Origin of the sequence: Rhizobium sullae (assembly GCF_025200715.1) — a bacterium.
Taxonomy (GTDB): domain Bacteria; phylum Pseudomonadota; class Alphaproteobacteria; order Rhizobiales; family Rhizobiaceae; genus Rhizobium; species Rhizobium sullae.
On record NZ_CP104143.1, the window covers coordinates 2,283,845 to 2,298,809 of the forward strand.

Annotated in this window: 14 protein-coding genes and 1 pseudogene; 8 read left to right on the plus strand and 7 right to left on the minus strand. The window is 62.4% G+C overall.

Annotation, left to right across the window (positions count from 1 at the left end):
• Positions 1-2,070, plus strand: coding sequence for a membrane protein (locus tag N2599_RS11695; RefSeq protein WP_027508343.1), 2,070 nt, complete (start codon positions 1-3; stop codon positions 2,068-2,070).
• A 4-nt stretch (positions 2,071-2,074) separates the two neighbouring features.
• Positions 2,075-2,494, plus strand: a complete 420-nt coding sequence (locus N2599_RS11700; RefSeq protein WP_027508342.1) for a GNAT family N-acetyltransferase — start codon at positions 2,075-2,077, stop codon at positions 2,492-2,494.
• Here the strand turns inward: N2599_RS11700 and N2599_RS11705 are convergent.
• Both N2599_RS11705 and N2599_RS11710 read right to left on the minus strand, forming a co-directional pair.
• Positions 2,491-3,804, minus strand: a complete 1,314-nt coding sequence (locus N2599_RS11705) for an MFS transporter (RefSeq protein WP_027508341.1) — start codon at positions 3,802-3,804, stop codon at positions 2,491-2,493. The two genes, N2599_RS11700 and N2599_RS11705, sit on opposite strands and share 4 nt — an antisense overlap.
• A gap of 73 nt (positions 3,805-3,877) precedes the next feature.
• Positions 3,878-4,378 (minus strand): GNAT family N-acetyltransferase, encoded by a 501-nt coding sequence (locus N2599_RS11710; RefSeq protein WP_027508340.1) that lies wholly within the window; start codon positions 4,376-4,378, stop codon positions 3,878-3,880.
• 275 nt (positions 4,379-4,653) lie between these two features.
• Between N2599_RS11710 and N2599_RS11715 the strand changes: the two genes are divergently transcribed.
• Entirely contained in the window at positions 4,654-5,643 is a 990-nt protein-coding gene (locus tag N2599_RS11715; protein ID WP_027508339.1) for a glutathione S-transferase family protein, read from the plus strand.
• A gap of 3 nt (positions 5,644-5,646) precedes the next feature.
• On the opposite strand, the gene N2599_RS11720 is transcribed toward N2599_RS11715, so the two are convergent.
• Positions 5,647-6,126 (minus strand): NUDIX domain-containing protein, encoded by a 480-nt coding sequence (locus N2599_RS11720; protein ID WP_027508338.1) that lies wholly within the window; start codon positions 6,124-6,126, stop codon positions 5,647-5,649.
• A 71-nt stretch (positions 6,127-6,197) separates the two neighbouring features.
• Here N2599_RS11720 and N2599_RS11725 point away from each other — a divergent pair, with 71 nt between their 5' ends.
• The 4 genes from N2599_RS11725 (at position 6,198) to N2599_RS11740 (ending at position 9,335) form a co-directional block, all read left to right on the plus strand.
• Positions 6,198-7,106 carry a metallophosphoesterase family protein gene (locus tag N2599_RS11725; protein WP_027508337.1) on the plus strand — a complete coding sequence of 303 codons (909 nt, stop codon included), beginning with the start codon at positions 6,198-6,200 and terminating at the stop codon, positions 7,104-7,106.
• 144 nt (positions 7,107-7,250) lie between these two features.
• A complete protein-coding gene (locus tag N2599_RS11730) occupies positions 7,251-7,811 on the plus strand; it encodes a tetratricopeptide repeat protein (protein ID WP_027508336.1) in 561 nt (186 codons plus the stop codon).
• Positions 7,812-7,979: 168 nt separating this feature from the next.
• On the plus strand, positions 7,980-8,486 hold the full coding sequence (locus tag N2599_RS11735; protein ID WP_027508335.1) for an RNA polymerase sigma factor: 507 nt from the start codon (positions 7,980-7,982) through the stop codon (positions 8,484-8,486).
• A 3-nt stretch (positions 8,487-8,489) separates the two neighbouring features.
• Positions 8,490-9,335: an anti-sigma factor family protein gene (locus N2599_RS11740; RefSeq protein ID WP_027508334.1), complete on the plus strand. Its 846-nt coding sequence runs from the start codon at positions 8,490-8,492 to the stop codon at positions 9,333-9,335.
• Between the two features lie 2 nt (positions 9,336-9,337).
• Here the strand turns inward: N2599_RS11740 and N2599_RS11745 are convergent, their stop codons facing one another.
• Positions 9,338-10,303, minus strand: coding sequence for a quinone oxidoreductase family protein (locus N2599_RS11745; RefSeq protein WP_027508333.1), 966 nt, complete (start codon positions 10,301-10,303; stop codon positions 9,338-9,340).
• 2 nt (positions 10,304-10,305) lie between these two features.
• Between N2599_RS11745 and N2599_RS11750 the strand changes: the two are divergent.
• Positions 10,306-10,789 (plus strand): annotated as a pseudogene (locus N2599_RS11750) (winged helix-turn-helix transcriptional regulator); the annotation flags it as partial.
• 44 nt (positions 10,790-10,833) lie between these two features.
• Here N2599_RS11750 and leuA read toward each other — a convergent pair.
• The 3 genes from leuA to N2599_RS11765 form a co-directional block, all read right to left on the minus strand.
• Positions 10,834-12,549 carry a 2-isopropylmalate synthase gene (leuA, locus tag N2599_RS11755; RefSeq protein WP_027508331.1) on the minus strand — a complete coding sequence of 572 codons (1,716 nt, stop codon included), beginning with the start codon at positions 12,547-12,549 and terminating at the stop codon, positions 10,834-10,836.
• A gap of 325 nt (positions 12,550-12,874) precedes the next feature.
• Positions 12,875-14,059, minus strand: a complete 1,185-nt coding sequence (locus N2599_RS11760; protein WP_027508330.1) for a benzoate/H(+) symporter BenE family transporter — start codon at positions 14,057-14,059, stop codon at positions 12,875-12,877.
• Between the two features lie 255 nt (positions 14,060-14,314).
• Positions 14,315-14,902, minus strand: coding sequence for an ATP-dependent Clp protease proteolytic subunit (locus N2599_RS11765; protein WP_027508329.1), 588 nt, complete (start codon positions 14,900-14,902; stop codon positions 14,315-14,317).
• Positions 14,903-14,965: the final 63 nt, after the last annotated feature.

Sequence of the window (14,965 nt, forward strand, 5' to 3'; positions counted from 1 at the left end):
ATGACGGTTGATTTCTCGCCCTTCATTCCCTGGCCGGTTCTTGCGGCGCTTGCGGCCGTGGTCGCCGTTGTCGCGGCCTTCGCCATCTGGCGCGGCATCCGCGGCGCCTGGATCCGCACGCTCGCCGCCTTCGCATTGCTGGCAGCGCTCGCCAATCCGCTGCTCATGCAGGAAGACCGCGAGCAGCTTTCGACGGTCGTTCCCGTCATCGTCGACCGCAGCCAGAGCCAGCAGACGCCGGAACGCATCAAGATGACCGACGAGGCGCTGGCGCAGCTGAAGGATCGCCTCTCGCGCTTCCCGAACATCGAACCTCGCTATGTCGATGCGACCGAGCCGGAAGATTCTGATACGCCGTCCACACGCCTCTTCACCGCGCTTTCGGCTGCCGTTGCCGACGTGCCTCCTGCCCGCATCGGCGGCGCGATCATGCTGACGGACGGCGAAGTGCATGACGCGCCGGGCGTCACTCAGGCGCTCGGCTTCGAAGCGCCGGTCCACGGCCTGATTACCGGTAAGGCCAACGAATTCGACCGCCGCATCGAGGTGATCAAGGCGCCGCGCTTCGGCATCGTCAATGAAGAGCAGCAACTGGTCCTGCGCGTCTTCGACGACGGCCCGAGCCCCGGCAGCGCGGCCGATGTCACCGTGAAGCTGAACGGCGACGTGATCGCCACGATGCAGGCGACGCCGGGTCAGGATACGCCGTTTTCCTTCAGGGTCCCGCGCGGCGGCAGCAACGTGCTGGAATTCTCGGTGGCTGGTTTCCCCGGCGAAGTGACCGAGGCAAACAACCGCGCCGTTCATGTCATCGATGGTATCCGTGAGAACCTGCGCGTGCTTCTGGTCTCCGGCGAACCGCATGCCGGCGAGCGCGCCTGGCGCAATCTCCTGAAGTCCGACGCCTCGGTCGATCTCGTCCATTTCACCATTCTGCGCCCGCCCGAAAAGCAGGACGGCACGCCGATCAACGAGCTTTCGCTGATCGCCTTCCCGACGCGCGAGCTTTTCGTCGACAAGATCAAAGACTTCGACTTGATCATCTTCGATCGGTACCAGCACCGCGGCGTGCTGCCGATCCTTTACTACGACTACATCGCCCAATATGTCGAAAACGGCGGCGCGCTGCTGATCGCCGCGGGTCCCGAACATGCCGGCCAGGATTCGATCGCGCTGACGCCGCTTTCGGCCGTTCTTCCCGCCGAGCCGACCGGCCAGATGATCGACAAGGCCTTCTATCCCCGCCTTTCCGAGGAGGGCCGCAAGCATCCCGTCACCCGCGGCCTCGACGGCTCCGTTGATGAGCCGCCGCATTGGGGCCGCTGGTTCCGCAGCGTCGATGTCGCCTCTCCGCATGGCCAGACGGTGATGGTCGGCGCCGACAATCATCCGCTGCTGCTTTTGAACCGCGCCGGCCAGGGGCGCGTCGCCATGCTGCTCTCCGACCAGGGCTGGCTCTGGGCCCGCGGCTTCGAGGGCGGCGGCCCGCATGTCTCGCTCTACCGCCGCATCGCGCATTGGCTGATGAAGGAACCGGCGCTGGAGGAGGAAGCGCTGACGGCACGCGCCTCAGGCCGCACGCTGGAGGTTACCCGCCAGACGATCGGCGACAATCCGGGCGAGGCTACGGTCCGATATCCGTCAGGCAAGATGGAAAACCTTCCGCTGGCGCAATCCGAGCCCGGTCTCTTCAAGGCCGAGAAGAAGATGGATGAGATCGGCCTCTTCGAAATCCGCAACGGCGACCTGACGACGCTCGTCCATGTCGGTGCCGTCGATGCGCCCGAATTCAAGGCGATGATCTCGACGACGGACGTGCTGAAGCCGATTTCCGACAAGACACGCGGCCTTGTCACCCGCGTTTCAGATACTAATGGCGCTGTCGAGGTGCCGCCGATCCTGCCGGTTCGCGGCCAGATCCGCGTGGTCGACAACGATCGCATGCAGATCAAGCTGACTAACGAGACAGTTCTGAAGGGCATCAACACCTTGCCGCTCTTTGCCGGTTTTGCCGGCGTCGGCGTGCTGCTGCTCGCCTTTGGCGCCATGTGGTGGCGCGAAGGACGATGACGCCATGCCGGAATTCGAGCTGACAGCATCGCCCTCCCCAGAGGACCTTGCCATCATCCAGGATGCGCTCAGCGCCTTCAACACGGAGGACGTCGGCGCTTGGGAACGCAAGCCGCTCGCCGTCCTCATCCGCGATACCGACGGCAAGGTGACAGGTGGACTTTCGGGCTACACCGCATGGGGCTGGCTCTTTACGCAGACCCTCTACATTCCGGAAACCCAGCGCGGCAAAGGCATGGCCGGAAAGATCCTCGCTGCGGCAGAGGAAGAGGCAAAAGCCCGCGGCTGCCACGGCGCATGGATCGATACGTTCAATCCGCAGGCGCTGCACACCTACCAGCAGGCGGGCTATGAAATCTTCGGCGACCTGCCGCAGTTTCCGAAAGGCCGGACACGGAGCTTCCTGCGCAAGAACCTTGGTTAGGCGAGCGAGACTCGCCGTGTTTCCGCATCGATCACCAGCGCTGCGATGGCAGCGATGACCAGCAGCGCTGCAAACAGCCCGATGGCGACGCCGAGCCCCAGCGACACGACGAATGCCATCAGCGACGGTGCGGCAAGCCCGCCGAGCCGGGCCATTGCGCCTGCGGCTCCCATCCCGGTGGCGCGCGATCCCGTCGGGTAAAGCTCCGGCGTATAGGCGTAGAGCGCGCCCCAGGTACCGAGCAGCGCGAAACTCATGATCAGCAGCGATGCACCGATCAACGTATCGTCCGGCGAAAGCACGAAGAGCAGGCATCCCGCCGCCGAAAGCAGGCAGAAGCCGATCAGCGTCGGCCGCCGTCCCCACTTTTCGACGCCATAGGCAGCAAGCGCATAGCCCGGTATTTGGGCGAGCGCCACGAAGACGAGAAAGCCGTAGCCGCGCACGAAACCGAAGCCCTCGCCGGCAAGCCTGGCGGGCATCCAGGTGAACACGCCGTAATAGGACACCGAGACGAGGAACCATATCGCCAGGATCATCAGGCTACGGCGGCGAAGCGAGGCGGAGAAGATGCCCTCGGAAGCCGCATGCGTAACCGGCACAATCTGCTCGGCGGCGGCAAGCTGCGGCCTGCCGTTGCGCTTCAGCATGCGGTTGACGATCGCCTTGGCTTCTTCCGCATGGCCGGTCCGCAACAGATAGAGCGGCGATTCCGGTACGAAGAAACGGAGCCCGATGCCAAGGATGGCAGGCAACGCCGTCACGGCGAAGATGTAGCGCCACGCATCGGCAACGCCGGCGACGCTCGCAGCCCATGCGGCAAGCGCGACGATCAGCGTGCCGACCGCCCAGAAGCCTTCGAGCACGACGAGCCAGCGGCCGCGGTTCTTTGCCGGCAGGAACTCCGCCATCATCGCATAATCGACCGGCAACGTGCCGCCAACCGCCATCCCCGTCAGGAAACGCAAAACGAGCAGGCTGGTGAAATCCGGCGCAAAGATCGAAAGCGTGCCGAACAAGGCATCGCAGCCGACCGTCAGGATCAGCACGGAGCGTCGACCCACCTTGTCGGCAAGCCGACCGAAAACGACGGCCCCGATCAGCATGCCGAGGAAGAAAAGCGTGCCGGTCTGCAGCGCCTGCGGGACCGTCAGCTGGAACGTGGCGGCGATCGAAGCGGCCGTAAAGCCGACGGCGAGCACCTGCATGGCGTCGGCCGCCCATACAAGCCCAAAAATCGCCATCAGCCCCCGCTGAAAGGCGCCTGTCCCGGCGCGATTCAGCGCCTCGTCCATCGAAATTCCACTCATATCGCCCTCCACCAAGCTGCCGAAATCTCGCGCCAAGTGAGGTTCCGGGGTAATCAGCGATAGAACATATGACCTATGCACGCCAGCCGATTATACCCTTGAGACGCTGATGCGCATTTTCGGCAATCGGAACGGCGAGAACGCGGGCGGGATCGACCGGACCCGGAAAGGCGAGCGCGTTGTAGGCGACCCTCTCGAAGCCGAGCGGGCAATAGTAAGGCGGATCGCCGACGAGGATGACGGCCTCGGAGCCCTTGCTCCTTGCCGCCTCCACCGCGATCCGCACGAGTTCGCGCCCGATGCCCATATTCTTGTGCGATGGCCGGACAGCGAGCGGCCCGAGCAGGTGCCCCTTCACCTCGCCCGCCATGACCGGCGTCATTCTGACGGAAGCGATCGTTTCGCCATCATCGGTGCAGATGAAGGAGAGCGACAGATCGTGCGGTCCCTGTTCGCGGATGCGGGCCGCGGCACGCGTATGCCGGCCGGGGCCGAATGCTTCTTCGTTGATGTGTTCGATAGCCGCGTCGTGAGACGCATCCTCGGTGAGGTAGACCAGATCGTGCTTGTGCATGATGAGACAGAAACCGGATAGACGGAAGTGATGGATTCTCGAGCACGCCGTTCAGGCGTTCGGGAGCATCAGCGTCGTCGCAGGTTTCTGGTTGCGGGCATCAAGTCGGATCCTGAGAAAATGTGAAAAGGCCGATAGCAGGAAAAATTCCCCCCGTCCAACGCAAAATGCGGCCGTCGAAAAACTGCAGGACGCACTGTTCAGCGTTTGCACCCTGCAAAGAAGGGCCGCCTGCGATATGTTGCCGCCAACGACGAATTTGAAGGAAGCACACCATGGGCATTCTGGTTGACGGCGTCTGGCAGGACGTCTGGTACGATACGAAGGAAACGAAGGGCCACTTCAAGCGCGCGGCCTCGCAGTTCCGCAACTGGATCACGGCCGATGGAGAGGCCGGCCCGACAGGCATCGGCGGCTTCAAGGCCGAGGCGGACCGTTATCATCTCTATGTGTCGCTCGCCTGCCCCTGGGCACACCGTACGCTGATCTTTCGCAAGCTGAAGACACTTGAGAACATCATCTCCGTCTCCGTGGTCGATCCCCTGATGGCCGAGAACGGCTGGGAATTCAAATCCGGCGACGGCGCCACCGGCGATCATCTTTACGGAGCAAAGACCCTCTGGGAGATCTACGTGAAGGCCGACCCGCATTATTCCGGCCGCGTCACAGTTCCCGTGCTCTGGGACAAGAAGACCGGCACGATCGTCAACAATGAATCGGCCGAGATCATCCGCATGTTCAACAGCGCCTTCGACGGCCTGACGGAGTCGAAAATGGATTTCTATCCCGTCGATCTTCGCGCCGATATCGATGCGCTGAACGCAATCGTCTACGACACTGTCAACAACGGCGTCTACAAGGCCGGTTTTGCAACGACGCAGGAGGCCTACGAAGAAAATGTCGTCAAGATTTTCGAAACGCTGGACATGCTGGACGAGCGCCTCGGCAAGACCCGCTACCTCTTCGGCGACCGGCTGACGGAAGCGGACTGGCGCCTGTTCACGACGCTGGCGCGCTTCGATGCCGTCTATGTCGGCCACTTCAAATGCAACATCCGCCGCATCGAAGACTACAAGAACCTTTCGGGCTACCTGCGCGATCTCTACCAGACGCCGGGCGTCAAGGAGACGGTGAACCTCCACCACATCAAGCAGCACTATTACCGCAGCCACAAGACGATCAACCCGACGGGTGTGGTGCCGGTCGGACCGGCGCTCGACCTCGACGGCGCGCACGGGCGCGCCAAGCTTGCTGCTGCGGCCTGAATCCTACCAGTAGTGAGCGGCGGGCTCTTCGCCACTCAGTTCGCGGAGCCTCCGCCTCGTCGCCGCGGTCGCACCCTCCGGCAGATCGTCGAGCGCGAAGAAACCGCATTCGACGATCTCCATGTCCGGCTTGCGCGGCGCCGTCTGCTCGACCTCGGCACGATAGAAGACCACATGGTCGCGCCGGCTCGCCGATGCGTTGAAATAGACATGGAAGAGCTGCGGCCTGCCGATGATCCTGAGGTTGCCCTCCTCGCGCAGTTCCTTGATCAGAGCCTCTTCTGCCGTCTCGTTGCGCTCCAGCCCGCCGCCCGGCATATGCCAACCGGGAATATAGCTGTGACGCACCAGGAAAATCCGCCCCGACGAATCGAAGCAGGCGGCCCGCACACCCATCGTCATGCCGCGTGCGAGCGCGAAATAACCATGCACGATCCGCATCAGCAGCTTGGATTGCCAGGGCCTGATTTCCTTGGTCGTCATGGTTCTGTTTTCACTATTTCGTTCAATCGGATGTGTTTGATTTGTAACTATCCTGGTCTATGTGTCGTAGCATGTTCAAGCTCGCGCATATCTCGGATATCCACCTCGGTCCGCTTCCAAATCTTTCATTCCGCGAGCTTTTCTCGAAGCGCATCACCGGCTTTGTGAACTGGCATCGCCATAGGCGCAAGCATCTTTTCGGCGGCACGCTGGATCTGCTGTTGGACGATATCCGCGCGCGCCATGCGGACCACCTCGCGGTGACCGGCGACCTGGTGAACCTTGCAAGCGGCATCGAGATCCGCTCCGCCGCCGCCTGGCTGCGCGCGCTCGGAGAGCCAGCCGAAACCTCCGTGGTTCCCGGCAACCACGACGCCTATGTGCCGGGCGCTTACGAAAAATCCATGCGCGCCTGGTATGACTATGTGCGCGGCGATCTCGCCCCAGTTGAATGGGAGGAAGACAAGCACATCTTTCCCTATCTCCGCGTCCGCGGCAAAGTCGCGCTCGTCGGCTGCTCGACGGCCGTCGCCACGCCGCCTTTTGCCGCCAGCGGCTTCTTCAGCCAGCGGCAGGCCCGCGAGACCGTCAACATGCTGCGCGCGGCCGGCGAGGCAGGCCTCTTCCGCGTCGTCATGATCCATCATCCGCCGATCCGCGGCGCGACCGCCTTCTACAAGCGGATGATCGGCATCCGCCGCTTCGCCGCCGTCGTCTCGACCGGCGGGGCAGAACTAGTGCTCCACGGCCATACGCACCTCAATACGCTCCACTGGCTGCGCGGTCAGACCAGCCCCGTGCCTGTAGTCGGCATCGCCTCCGCCTCGCAGGGACCGGGCGGCCTGAAGCCCCGCGCCGCCTATAATCTCTTCAGCATCGACGGTTCGCCGGGCGCCTGGGAACTGCAGGGCGAGCGCTTCAGCTTGAACGATATGGGTGACGGCGTCACGCCGGAAAGTGTCGATATTTTCAAGCTTTAGACAGGAAAGCGGAATCGGTTTCGCCGCCTCTTGAATCATTTTCTGAAGCCGTCACGATTTTCCGCTGCGCGATGCTTCTCCCCTTGGTATTTCCAAATCCCGCGGTACAATCCGGCCGCAACTGCCGCCGACCAGGAGCAATCCATGCGCACCGCAGCAAACCGCATCTGCCGTCTCATCCTCGCCTTCGGTCTTGCAGCCGGGCTCTCGGCACCGGCCTTCGCTGTCGGTGACGAAAGCGACGAGACCAAACCACCTCCGAAGACCGAAACCACCACGAAATGCGCCGACGGCAAGGTGTGGGACAAGAAGAAGAAGGAATGCGTCGCGCCGAAGAAGAGCAGCTTCAACGACGATGACCTCTTCAAGGCTGCGCGCGAATTCGCCTATGCCGGCCAGTATGAGAACGCCATCACCGTCCTGAATCTCGCCAGGAATCAGAAGGATCCGCGCATCCTGAACTATCTCGGCTACGCAAACCGCAAGGCCGGCCGGACCGAGCTCGGAATGTCGTATTACCGCAAGGCGCTGCAGGCCGATGGGAACTACATTCTCGCGCGGTCATATATGGGCCAAGCCCTGGTCGAAGAAGGAGACATCCAAGGCGCCCGCGTCCAGCTCGTCGAAATCCGCGACCGCGGCGGCGAGAACACTTGGGCTTACCGGGCGCTATTGCAGAGCCTGAACGGCTACCGGACCTATTGAAACGGGAGCCGCGCCGGCGTCCAATAGAAAAACGTTTGGGAATTCTTCGGCCGCGCCGTCTTCTTCTTGCGCGGCAGTGCAAAATTGTTTCATAAAGGTCACTTCCACGATATAAAAAGCTTAGCCCACATTGGGTGCTTCGCCCGAACACATTCATGAAATGAGACTATGCGTCAGCCTGTAACGACCATCGATATCCGACGCGACCTGGTGGGACTGCTCCCGCGGCTGCGGCGCTTCGCGATGACGCTTGCCGGCGATGCAGCAGCTGCCGACGATCTGGTGCAGGCGGTCTGTCAGCGCGCGGTGGCGAAAAGCCACCAATGGAGCGGCGAAGGCAGGCTCGAAAGCTGGATTTACACGCTCGCCCGCCAGCAATGGAGCGACGATGGCCGCAAGCGCAAGGCGCGGCCGGCTTCAAAGGGCAACGTCACGGACATCCGCGATGCCGTGCGCGACCGCGCAGCCGTCGCTGATACGGATGCCATACACCGCATGCTCGCCGAAATGCCCGAGGGCATTTCGAGCGTCTTCCTGCTCGTCGCTGTCGAAGGCCATACCTATCAGGAGGCCGCCGACATCATGGGCATATCGGCAGGCAGCGTGCCCGCGCAGCTTGCCGCGGCGCGGTTGCACTTCGCAAGCCTCGCCGACGACCATCCTCACAGGTACTGAACCTTGCCCGATTTCAAGAAACTGACGCTTGACGCCCAGCTGACCGCCCTTCTCGACGGGGAAGCGACGCCGGAGCAGAAGCATGAGCTGGAACAGCGTCTCGCCACCGACGAAGGTGCACGCCGGCTTTACGACAAGTTGCGTCACGGCGCCGATTTCGGCCGCCACCGACTGGACGATATTCTGAAAGAGCCGGTTCCGCTGGCGCTCGTGCGCTCGATCAAGAGCGTTCAGCCGCCCAAGGCGCCGATCGCCCCGAGAACCAGCCGCCCATCGATGAAGCTTGCGCCCAGCGGCACGCAGGCGCTGGCCGCGGCGATCATCCTTTTCATCGTCGGCTGCGGCATCGGCTATCTCGCCGGCGCAAGCCCCGGCGCTCCCACGGGCAATGGCACAACGCAAGCCGTGGATGACAACGCCGGCAGCAAGAACTGGCTGAACGACATCACCGCCTACCAGCGCCTGATGATCCGCCAGCCACGGCATATCGTCGAGGTTCCCTCGACGCAGGCCGAGGAGATTTCCAACTGGCTGACGTCAACGGTCGGCGTCGCCTTCCGCGTGCCTGACCTGTCCGCCGACGGCTGGACCTTTCAGGGCGCCCGTGTACTTCTTGGCGACGGAAAACCGGTCGGCCAGCTGGTCTATACGAGCGCTGATGGCGATCTCATCTCGATCTGCTTCCGCAAGGATCCCCAGCCACCCGAGTCCGAGGACTTCAAGGAAACGATCAGAGACGAAATCGGCCTGATCACCTGGCACAATGCCGGCACATCCTACGTTCTGGCAGGCCCTTCCGCCGAAGCCTCGCTCAGCCAGATCGCCATGGAAGTCGCAACCGCGATCTGAGCTTACGGCACCAGCACGACCTTGCCGCTGACGCTCCGGTTTTCGATGGCGCGATGCGCGTCGGCAGCTTTGTCCAGCGGGAAACTTGCGCCCTCCGCGATAGTCAACGCGCCGGAGACAGCAAGTGAAAACAGCGTCGAGAGATCGTCCGACAGCGTTTCGGATAATAGAGGCAGCAGGGCAAATCCCTTCAGCGACTGGTTCTTTTTGAACATGGCGTTGAGGTCGGTCGCCTCAAGCTGGAAGCGGCCCAGTGCGGCAAAGACAAGCTCTCCGCCCGGCGCAAGCGTTGCAAGAGAGGCACGCGTCACCTCGCCGCCAATCGTATCATAGATCAGATCGACGGATGCCTGCTCACGGATGGTTTCCTGCCAGCCGTCGGCCGTATAGTCGATCGCCGAATCCGCGCCGAGCGCGCGCGCCAGCGATCTCTTCTTCGCGCTGCTGGCTGTCGCAATGACCGATCCTGCACCCTCGCGCTTCGCCAATTGCACTAGCAGCGACCCGACGCCACCGGCAGCAGCATGGACAAGAACGGCTTTGCCCCGCGGCGGCGCCTGGCGCACCATATGCAGCGCCGTCAGCCCTTGCACCATCAGCGATGCGGCCGCCTCGAAAGACAATTGATCCGGGATCGGGATCACTGAGCTTCCTGGCACGGCGACGTACTCCGCGTAGCCCTCGCCCCGTCCAAGCGCAAAAAGCGGAACGGCGACGTGTGCACCGATGAGAGCGGCATCAGCTTCCTCGCCCACCGCCTCGACGATGCCTGCAACCTCGACACCCAGGATCATCGGCAATTCCGGCGTCACCTCATACCGGTCGGCACGCATCAGCACCTCGAAGAAATTGACACCCGCAGCACGGACACGAACAAGAAGCTCCCCTTCACGGGCCACCGGTTTCGGAACCTCGACAATTTTCAGGACCTCAGGCGGACCGAAATGGTTGAAGCGGACGGCTCTCATGGGCAGACCTCACGTTTGAATGGCGTGAGCAGCGCTTTACCAGTAAGCTTGGCGGCAGGAATACACACTCTTTCGTGCCATACCCACCAGGAAGTGACCATGGCTGAACCCATCAAAAAACTGCCGAAATTGCCCGTCGAACGCGCCCTGAAGGTGATCGCGGGGCGCTGGAAGCCAATCATCCTCTATTACGTTATCAGCGGACCGAAGCGCCTCTCGAAGCTGAAACGCCTGATGCCGGAGATCACGCAGAAGGTGCTGATCCAACAGCTGCGCGAGATGGAAGAGCACGGTTTGGTGAGGCGCGAGGTCTTCGCCGAGGTTCCCGCACGCGTCGAATATACCGCGACGGAACTTGGACTTGGGCTTGAGCCGGTGCTGCTGGCGCTCTGCCAATGGGGACAGCGCCATGCCGAAGCGCTGAACGAAGTCGCCGATATTGCCGACTGCATCGTCCGTCCGCGCGATGAAAATATCGCCGCTTGAGCGGCGAAAATGCGCAGCGGGCAGAACCCGCTGCGCGACGCCGATCAGTTCTTCCCGGCTCTCACATCAAGCACCCGGTTCGCCGCCGAGACGATCGCCTCGAGCGAGGCGCCGACGATATTGGTGCTGATGCCGGCGCCGAAGAGCTTGCCACCGGGATAGGCGGTTTCGACGTAGGAGATGGCCGCCGCGTTCGAGCCGTGCTGCAGCGAGTGCTCGGAATAGTCTTCGACCGACATCTCGATGCCGAGATAGTGCGAGAGCGCGTTGATGAAGCCGTCGACCGGCCCGTTGCCGCGGCCCTCGATACGCTTCGTCTCGCCATTGTCGGTAATCTCCGCTGCAACGACGCGCACGCCCTTGCGATCGGGATCGGCGAAAGTGTGGTGATCGACGAATTTGATACGGCCCTCGGGCTGCGTCACGTAGCGCTCGATGAAGCGGTCGTAGATGCGGCGCGACGGCAGCTCCTTGCCTTCTTCGTCGGTGATGCGCTGGATCTCCTCGCGGAACTCGACCTGGAGATTGCGCGGCAGGTTCAGCCCGTAATCCTGCTGCAGGATATAGGCGATGCCGCCCTTGCCGGACTGCGAGTTGATGCGGATGATCGCCTCGTAGGAGCGGCCGACGTCCTGCGGATCGATCGGCAGGTAGGGTACTTCCCACAGCGGATGGTTGGCGACCTTGATCGCCTTCATGCCCTTGTTGATCGCATCCTGGTGCGAGCCGGAAAACGCGGTGTATACCAGTTCGCCGACGTAAGGATGGCGTTCGCCGATCGCCATCTGGTTCGAATATTCGAAAACGCTCTTTATGCGCTCGATATCCGAGCAGTCGATTTCCGGATCGACGCCCTGGGTGAACATGTTGAGCGCCATCGTCACGACGTCGACGTTGCCGGTGCGCTCACCGTTGCCGAAAAGCGTGCCCTCGACGCGGTCGGCGCCCGCCAGCAGGCCGAGCTCGGCTGCTGCAATGCCGGTGCCGCGGTCGTTATGCGGGTGCAGCGAAACGATCAGGCTCTCGCGATTGTCGAGATTGCGGCACATCCATTCGATCTGATCGGCATAGACGTTTGGCGTCGCCATCTCGACGGTGGACGGCAGGTTGATGATCAGCTTGTTGTCCGCCGTTGGCTTCATGACGTCGATGACGGCGTTGCAGATCTCCAGCGCCACTTCGAGCTCGGTGCCCGTGAAGCTTTCCGGCGAATATTCGAAGCGGTAGCCGCCGCCGGCCTTGGCCGCCATGTCAGTGATCATCTTCGCCGCATCGACGGCGATCTGCTTGATGCCCTGCACGTCTTTGGCAAAAACCACGCGGCGCTGCAGCTCGCTCGTCGAGTTGTAGAAATGCACAATCGGCCTGTTGGCGCCCTGCAGCGCTTCGAAGGTGCGGGTGATGAGTTCGGGACGGCACTGAACCAGGACCTGCAGCGAAACATCGTCCGCGACGTTTCCTTCCTCGATGCACCAGCGCGCGAAGTCGAAGTCCGTCTGCGAGGCGGACGGAAATCCGATCTCGATTTCCTTGAAGCCCATGTCGAGCAGCAGATTGAACATGCGGGCCTTGCGGTCGTGACCCATCGGATCCACCAGCGCCTGATTGCCGTCGCGAAGGTCGACCGAGCACCAGACCGGCGCCTTGGTGATCACTTTCGTCGGCCAGGTGCGATCGGGAATGCTCACCTGCGGGTACGGGCGGTATTTCACGCCTGCGGATTGCATGCCTTTTGCGGGAATTTGCGTCGTCGCGTCCATTGTCTTCTTCCTCGTCCCGGCAATTTGCCTCGCGTCTTAGCCCATCATAGCAGGCTTTGCGACAGCAAATACGGACCTTGTTGCTCTATCTTGATATTCAGGGAAATCGTCGCGAGGAGCGATGGGCCAGCGGGCTTTCGGCCGCCGGGCGCTCCTCAAAGGACCCGGCAACCGCGCGTAAGGCCGAGGAGAAGAAGCGACGTCAGGGCGCGCGTATTGTCACGCAGGGCAACGCGGCCGCGGACAATGGTGTCGGAAATCTTTGCGCCAGTCGTCTTCATAAGCGCGCTTATAGCCGCCGAACAAAAAACTGGCAACCCCCCGCCTATTTTCTTGCCGCTTGCACAAAACGCGACAGCGCCAGCATCAGGCCGCCGGCCACCAGTCCCCAGAAAGCCCCGGAAATTCCGCCGAAGGAAACACCCGACGCAGTGACCAGGAAGGTGATCGCCGCGGCCTCCCGCGATTCCGGCGCCTGGAAGGCGGCCATCGCCGAGCCCGAGAAGGCGCCGACGAGCGCAAGGCCGGCGACCGCCTGGATCAGGATCGGCGGTGCCAGCGCCACGAAAGTCGTCACGACGCCGGCGAGCGGGCCGACAATGAGATAGCAGACGCCGCAGATTAGCACCGCCCAGTAACGCCGAGCGGGATCCGGATGCGCGTCCGGACCGGCGCACATCGCCGCGGTAATCGCAGCCAGATTGACCGCATGGCCGCCGAGGGGCGCCGATACGACCGAGAACAGACCGGTTACCGAGAAGAGCGATCCGGGTTTCGGCGCGTAGCCATTTACCTTCAGCACGGCGATGCCCGGAATGTTCTGCGACGCCATGGTGACGATGAAGAGCGGCAGCGCGATGGAGATGAAAGCCGGCAGGTTGAAAACAGGCGTAACGATCTCGACGGTCGGCAGCAGCGCCTGCCCGATCGAGCCCAGCGCTCCCTCGGGAATGTCCACGCCGAAGGCAAGAATCAGCACGAAAGCCCCCAGAGCCGCCGGCACCGCCCAGAGCCGCTTGAACGCGCCGACGACGATCCATGCAAGCACGATAGGCAGTCCGAGCACCGGATCGAAAGCGATCGCCTTCACCGGCGCGAAGCACAACCCGATCAGCACGCCCGCGAGCATGGCATTGGCGAGCGGCGCCGGAATGGCGGCAACCGCCCGGCCGAGCGGCTTGAACAGGCCGGCGATGACGATCAGCAGCGCGCAGATCAGAAACGCTCCTACCGCCGCATTGAACCCGCCCTCGACCACACCGGTACTGGCAAGCAGAGCCCCGCCAGGGGTGGACCATGCGGTGCTGATGGGCATCCGCGTCACGGTGCTGAGCACGATCGCGCAAAGCCCCAGCGAGATCGACAGCGCCATAAGCCCCGACGCCGCCTGGGCGTCCGTCGCGCCGACGCCATGCAGCCCTTGCAGGACAACCGCAAAGGAACTGGCGAAGCCGACAAAGGCAGTGAGGACTCCCATGAACAGTGCCTGGACGGAAAAGTCTTTGAGCATGGCGGGACTCAGGATGAACGGGAAAGCCGCATGGAGCCCTATTAGGTGGAGTCGCGCAAGTGCGGATGCCCGCGTTCTGGTTTCGCCCTCTCTCCGGGGAGAAGATGCCCATCATGGCATATGAGGTCGGCGAAGCCGGGCAGTCGATCCTCAGGATCGATTGCGAACTCCAACTTTGATCAGAAAAAGGGGCGACGCTTGCCGCGCCGCCCCTCATCAGATCCTTCAGCCCCTCCCTAATGGGAGAGGAGAAAATCAAATCTCGCTCTGCGAAGTGATGATTCGCGAAACCAGGCCGTAGGCCTTGGCTTCTTCGGCCGAGAGCCAGTAGTCGCGGTCGGTGTCGGCGGCGATCTTTTCGATCGGCTGACCGGTGGCAGCCGCCATGATCTTGTTCAGGCGCTCGTTCATCTTGATGATCTCGCGCGCCTGGATCTCGATGTCGGAGGCCATGCCGCGCGTGCCACCGGAGGGTTGGTGCAGCAGGAAGCGCGTGTTGGGCAGGCAGAGACGCCGTTCCTTCGGTACCGCGACGTAGATCAGCGCGCCGGCGGAGGCGACCCAGCCGGTGCCGATCATCCAGACGTTCGGCTTGATGAATTTGACCATGTCATGGATCGAATCGCCGGATTCGACGTGACCACCGGGCGAACTGACATATATACGGATGTCGTCGTCGCTGGCTGCAGCAAGCGCCACGAGCTGCGAGCAGACCTTCTGGGCGATTTCCTGGTTGATAGGCCCGTAGATGAAGATCGAACGCGACTTGAAAAGATTCGCCTCCGTTTCCTTGCTGAGCGGCAGTTCCTTCGTCTTGTCGTCGTCTTGTTCTTCGTCGTTCATTCGAATCTCTCTCACGTGAACTCGCGTTCCTCGCACATAGTGCGACTCAATGGGTAAAACAAT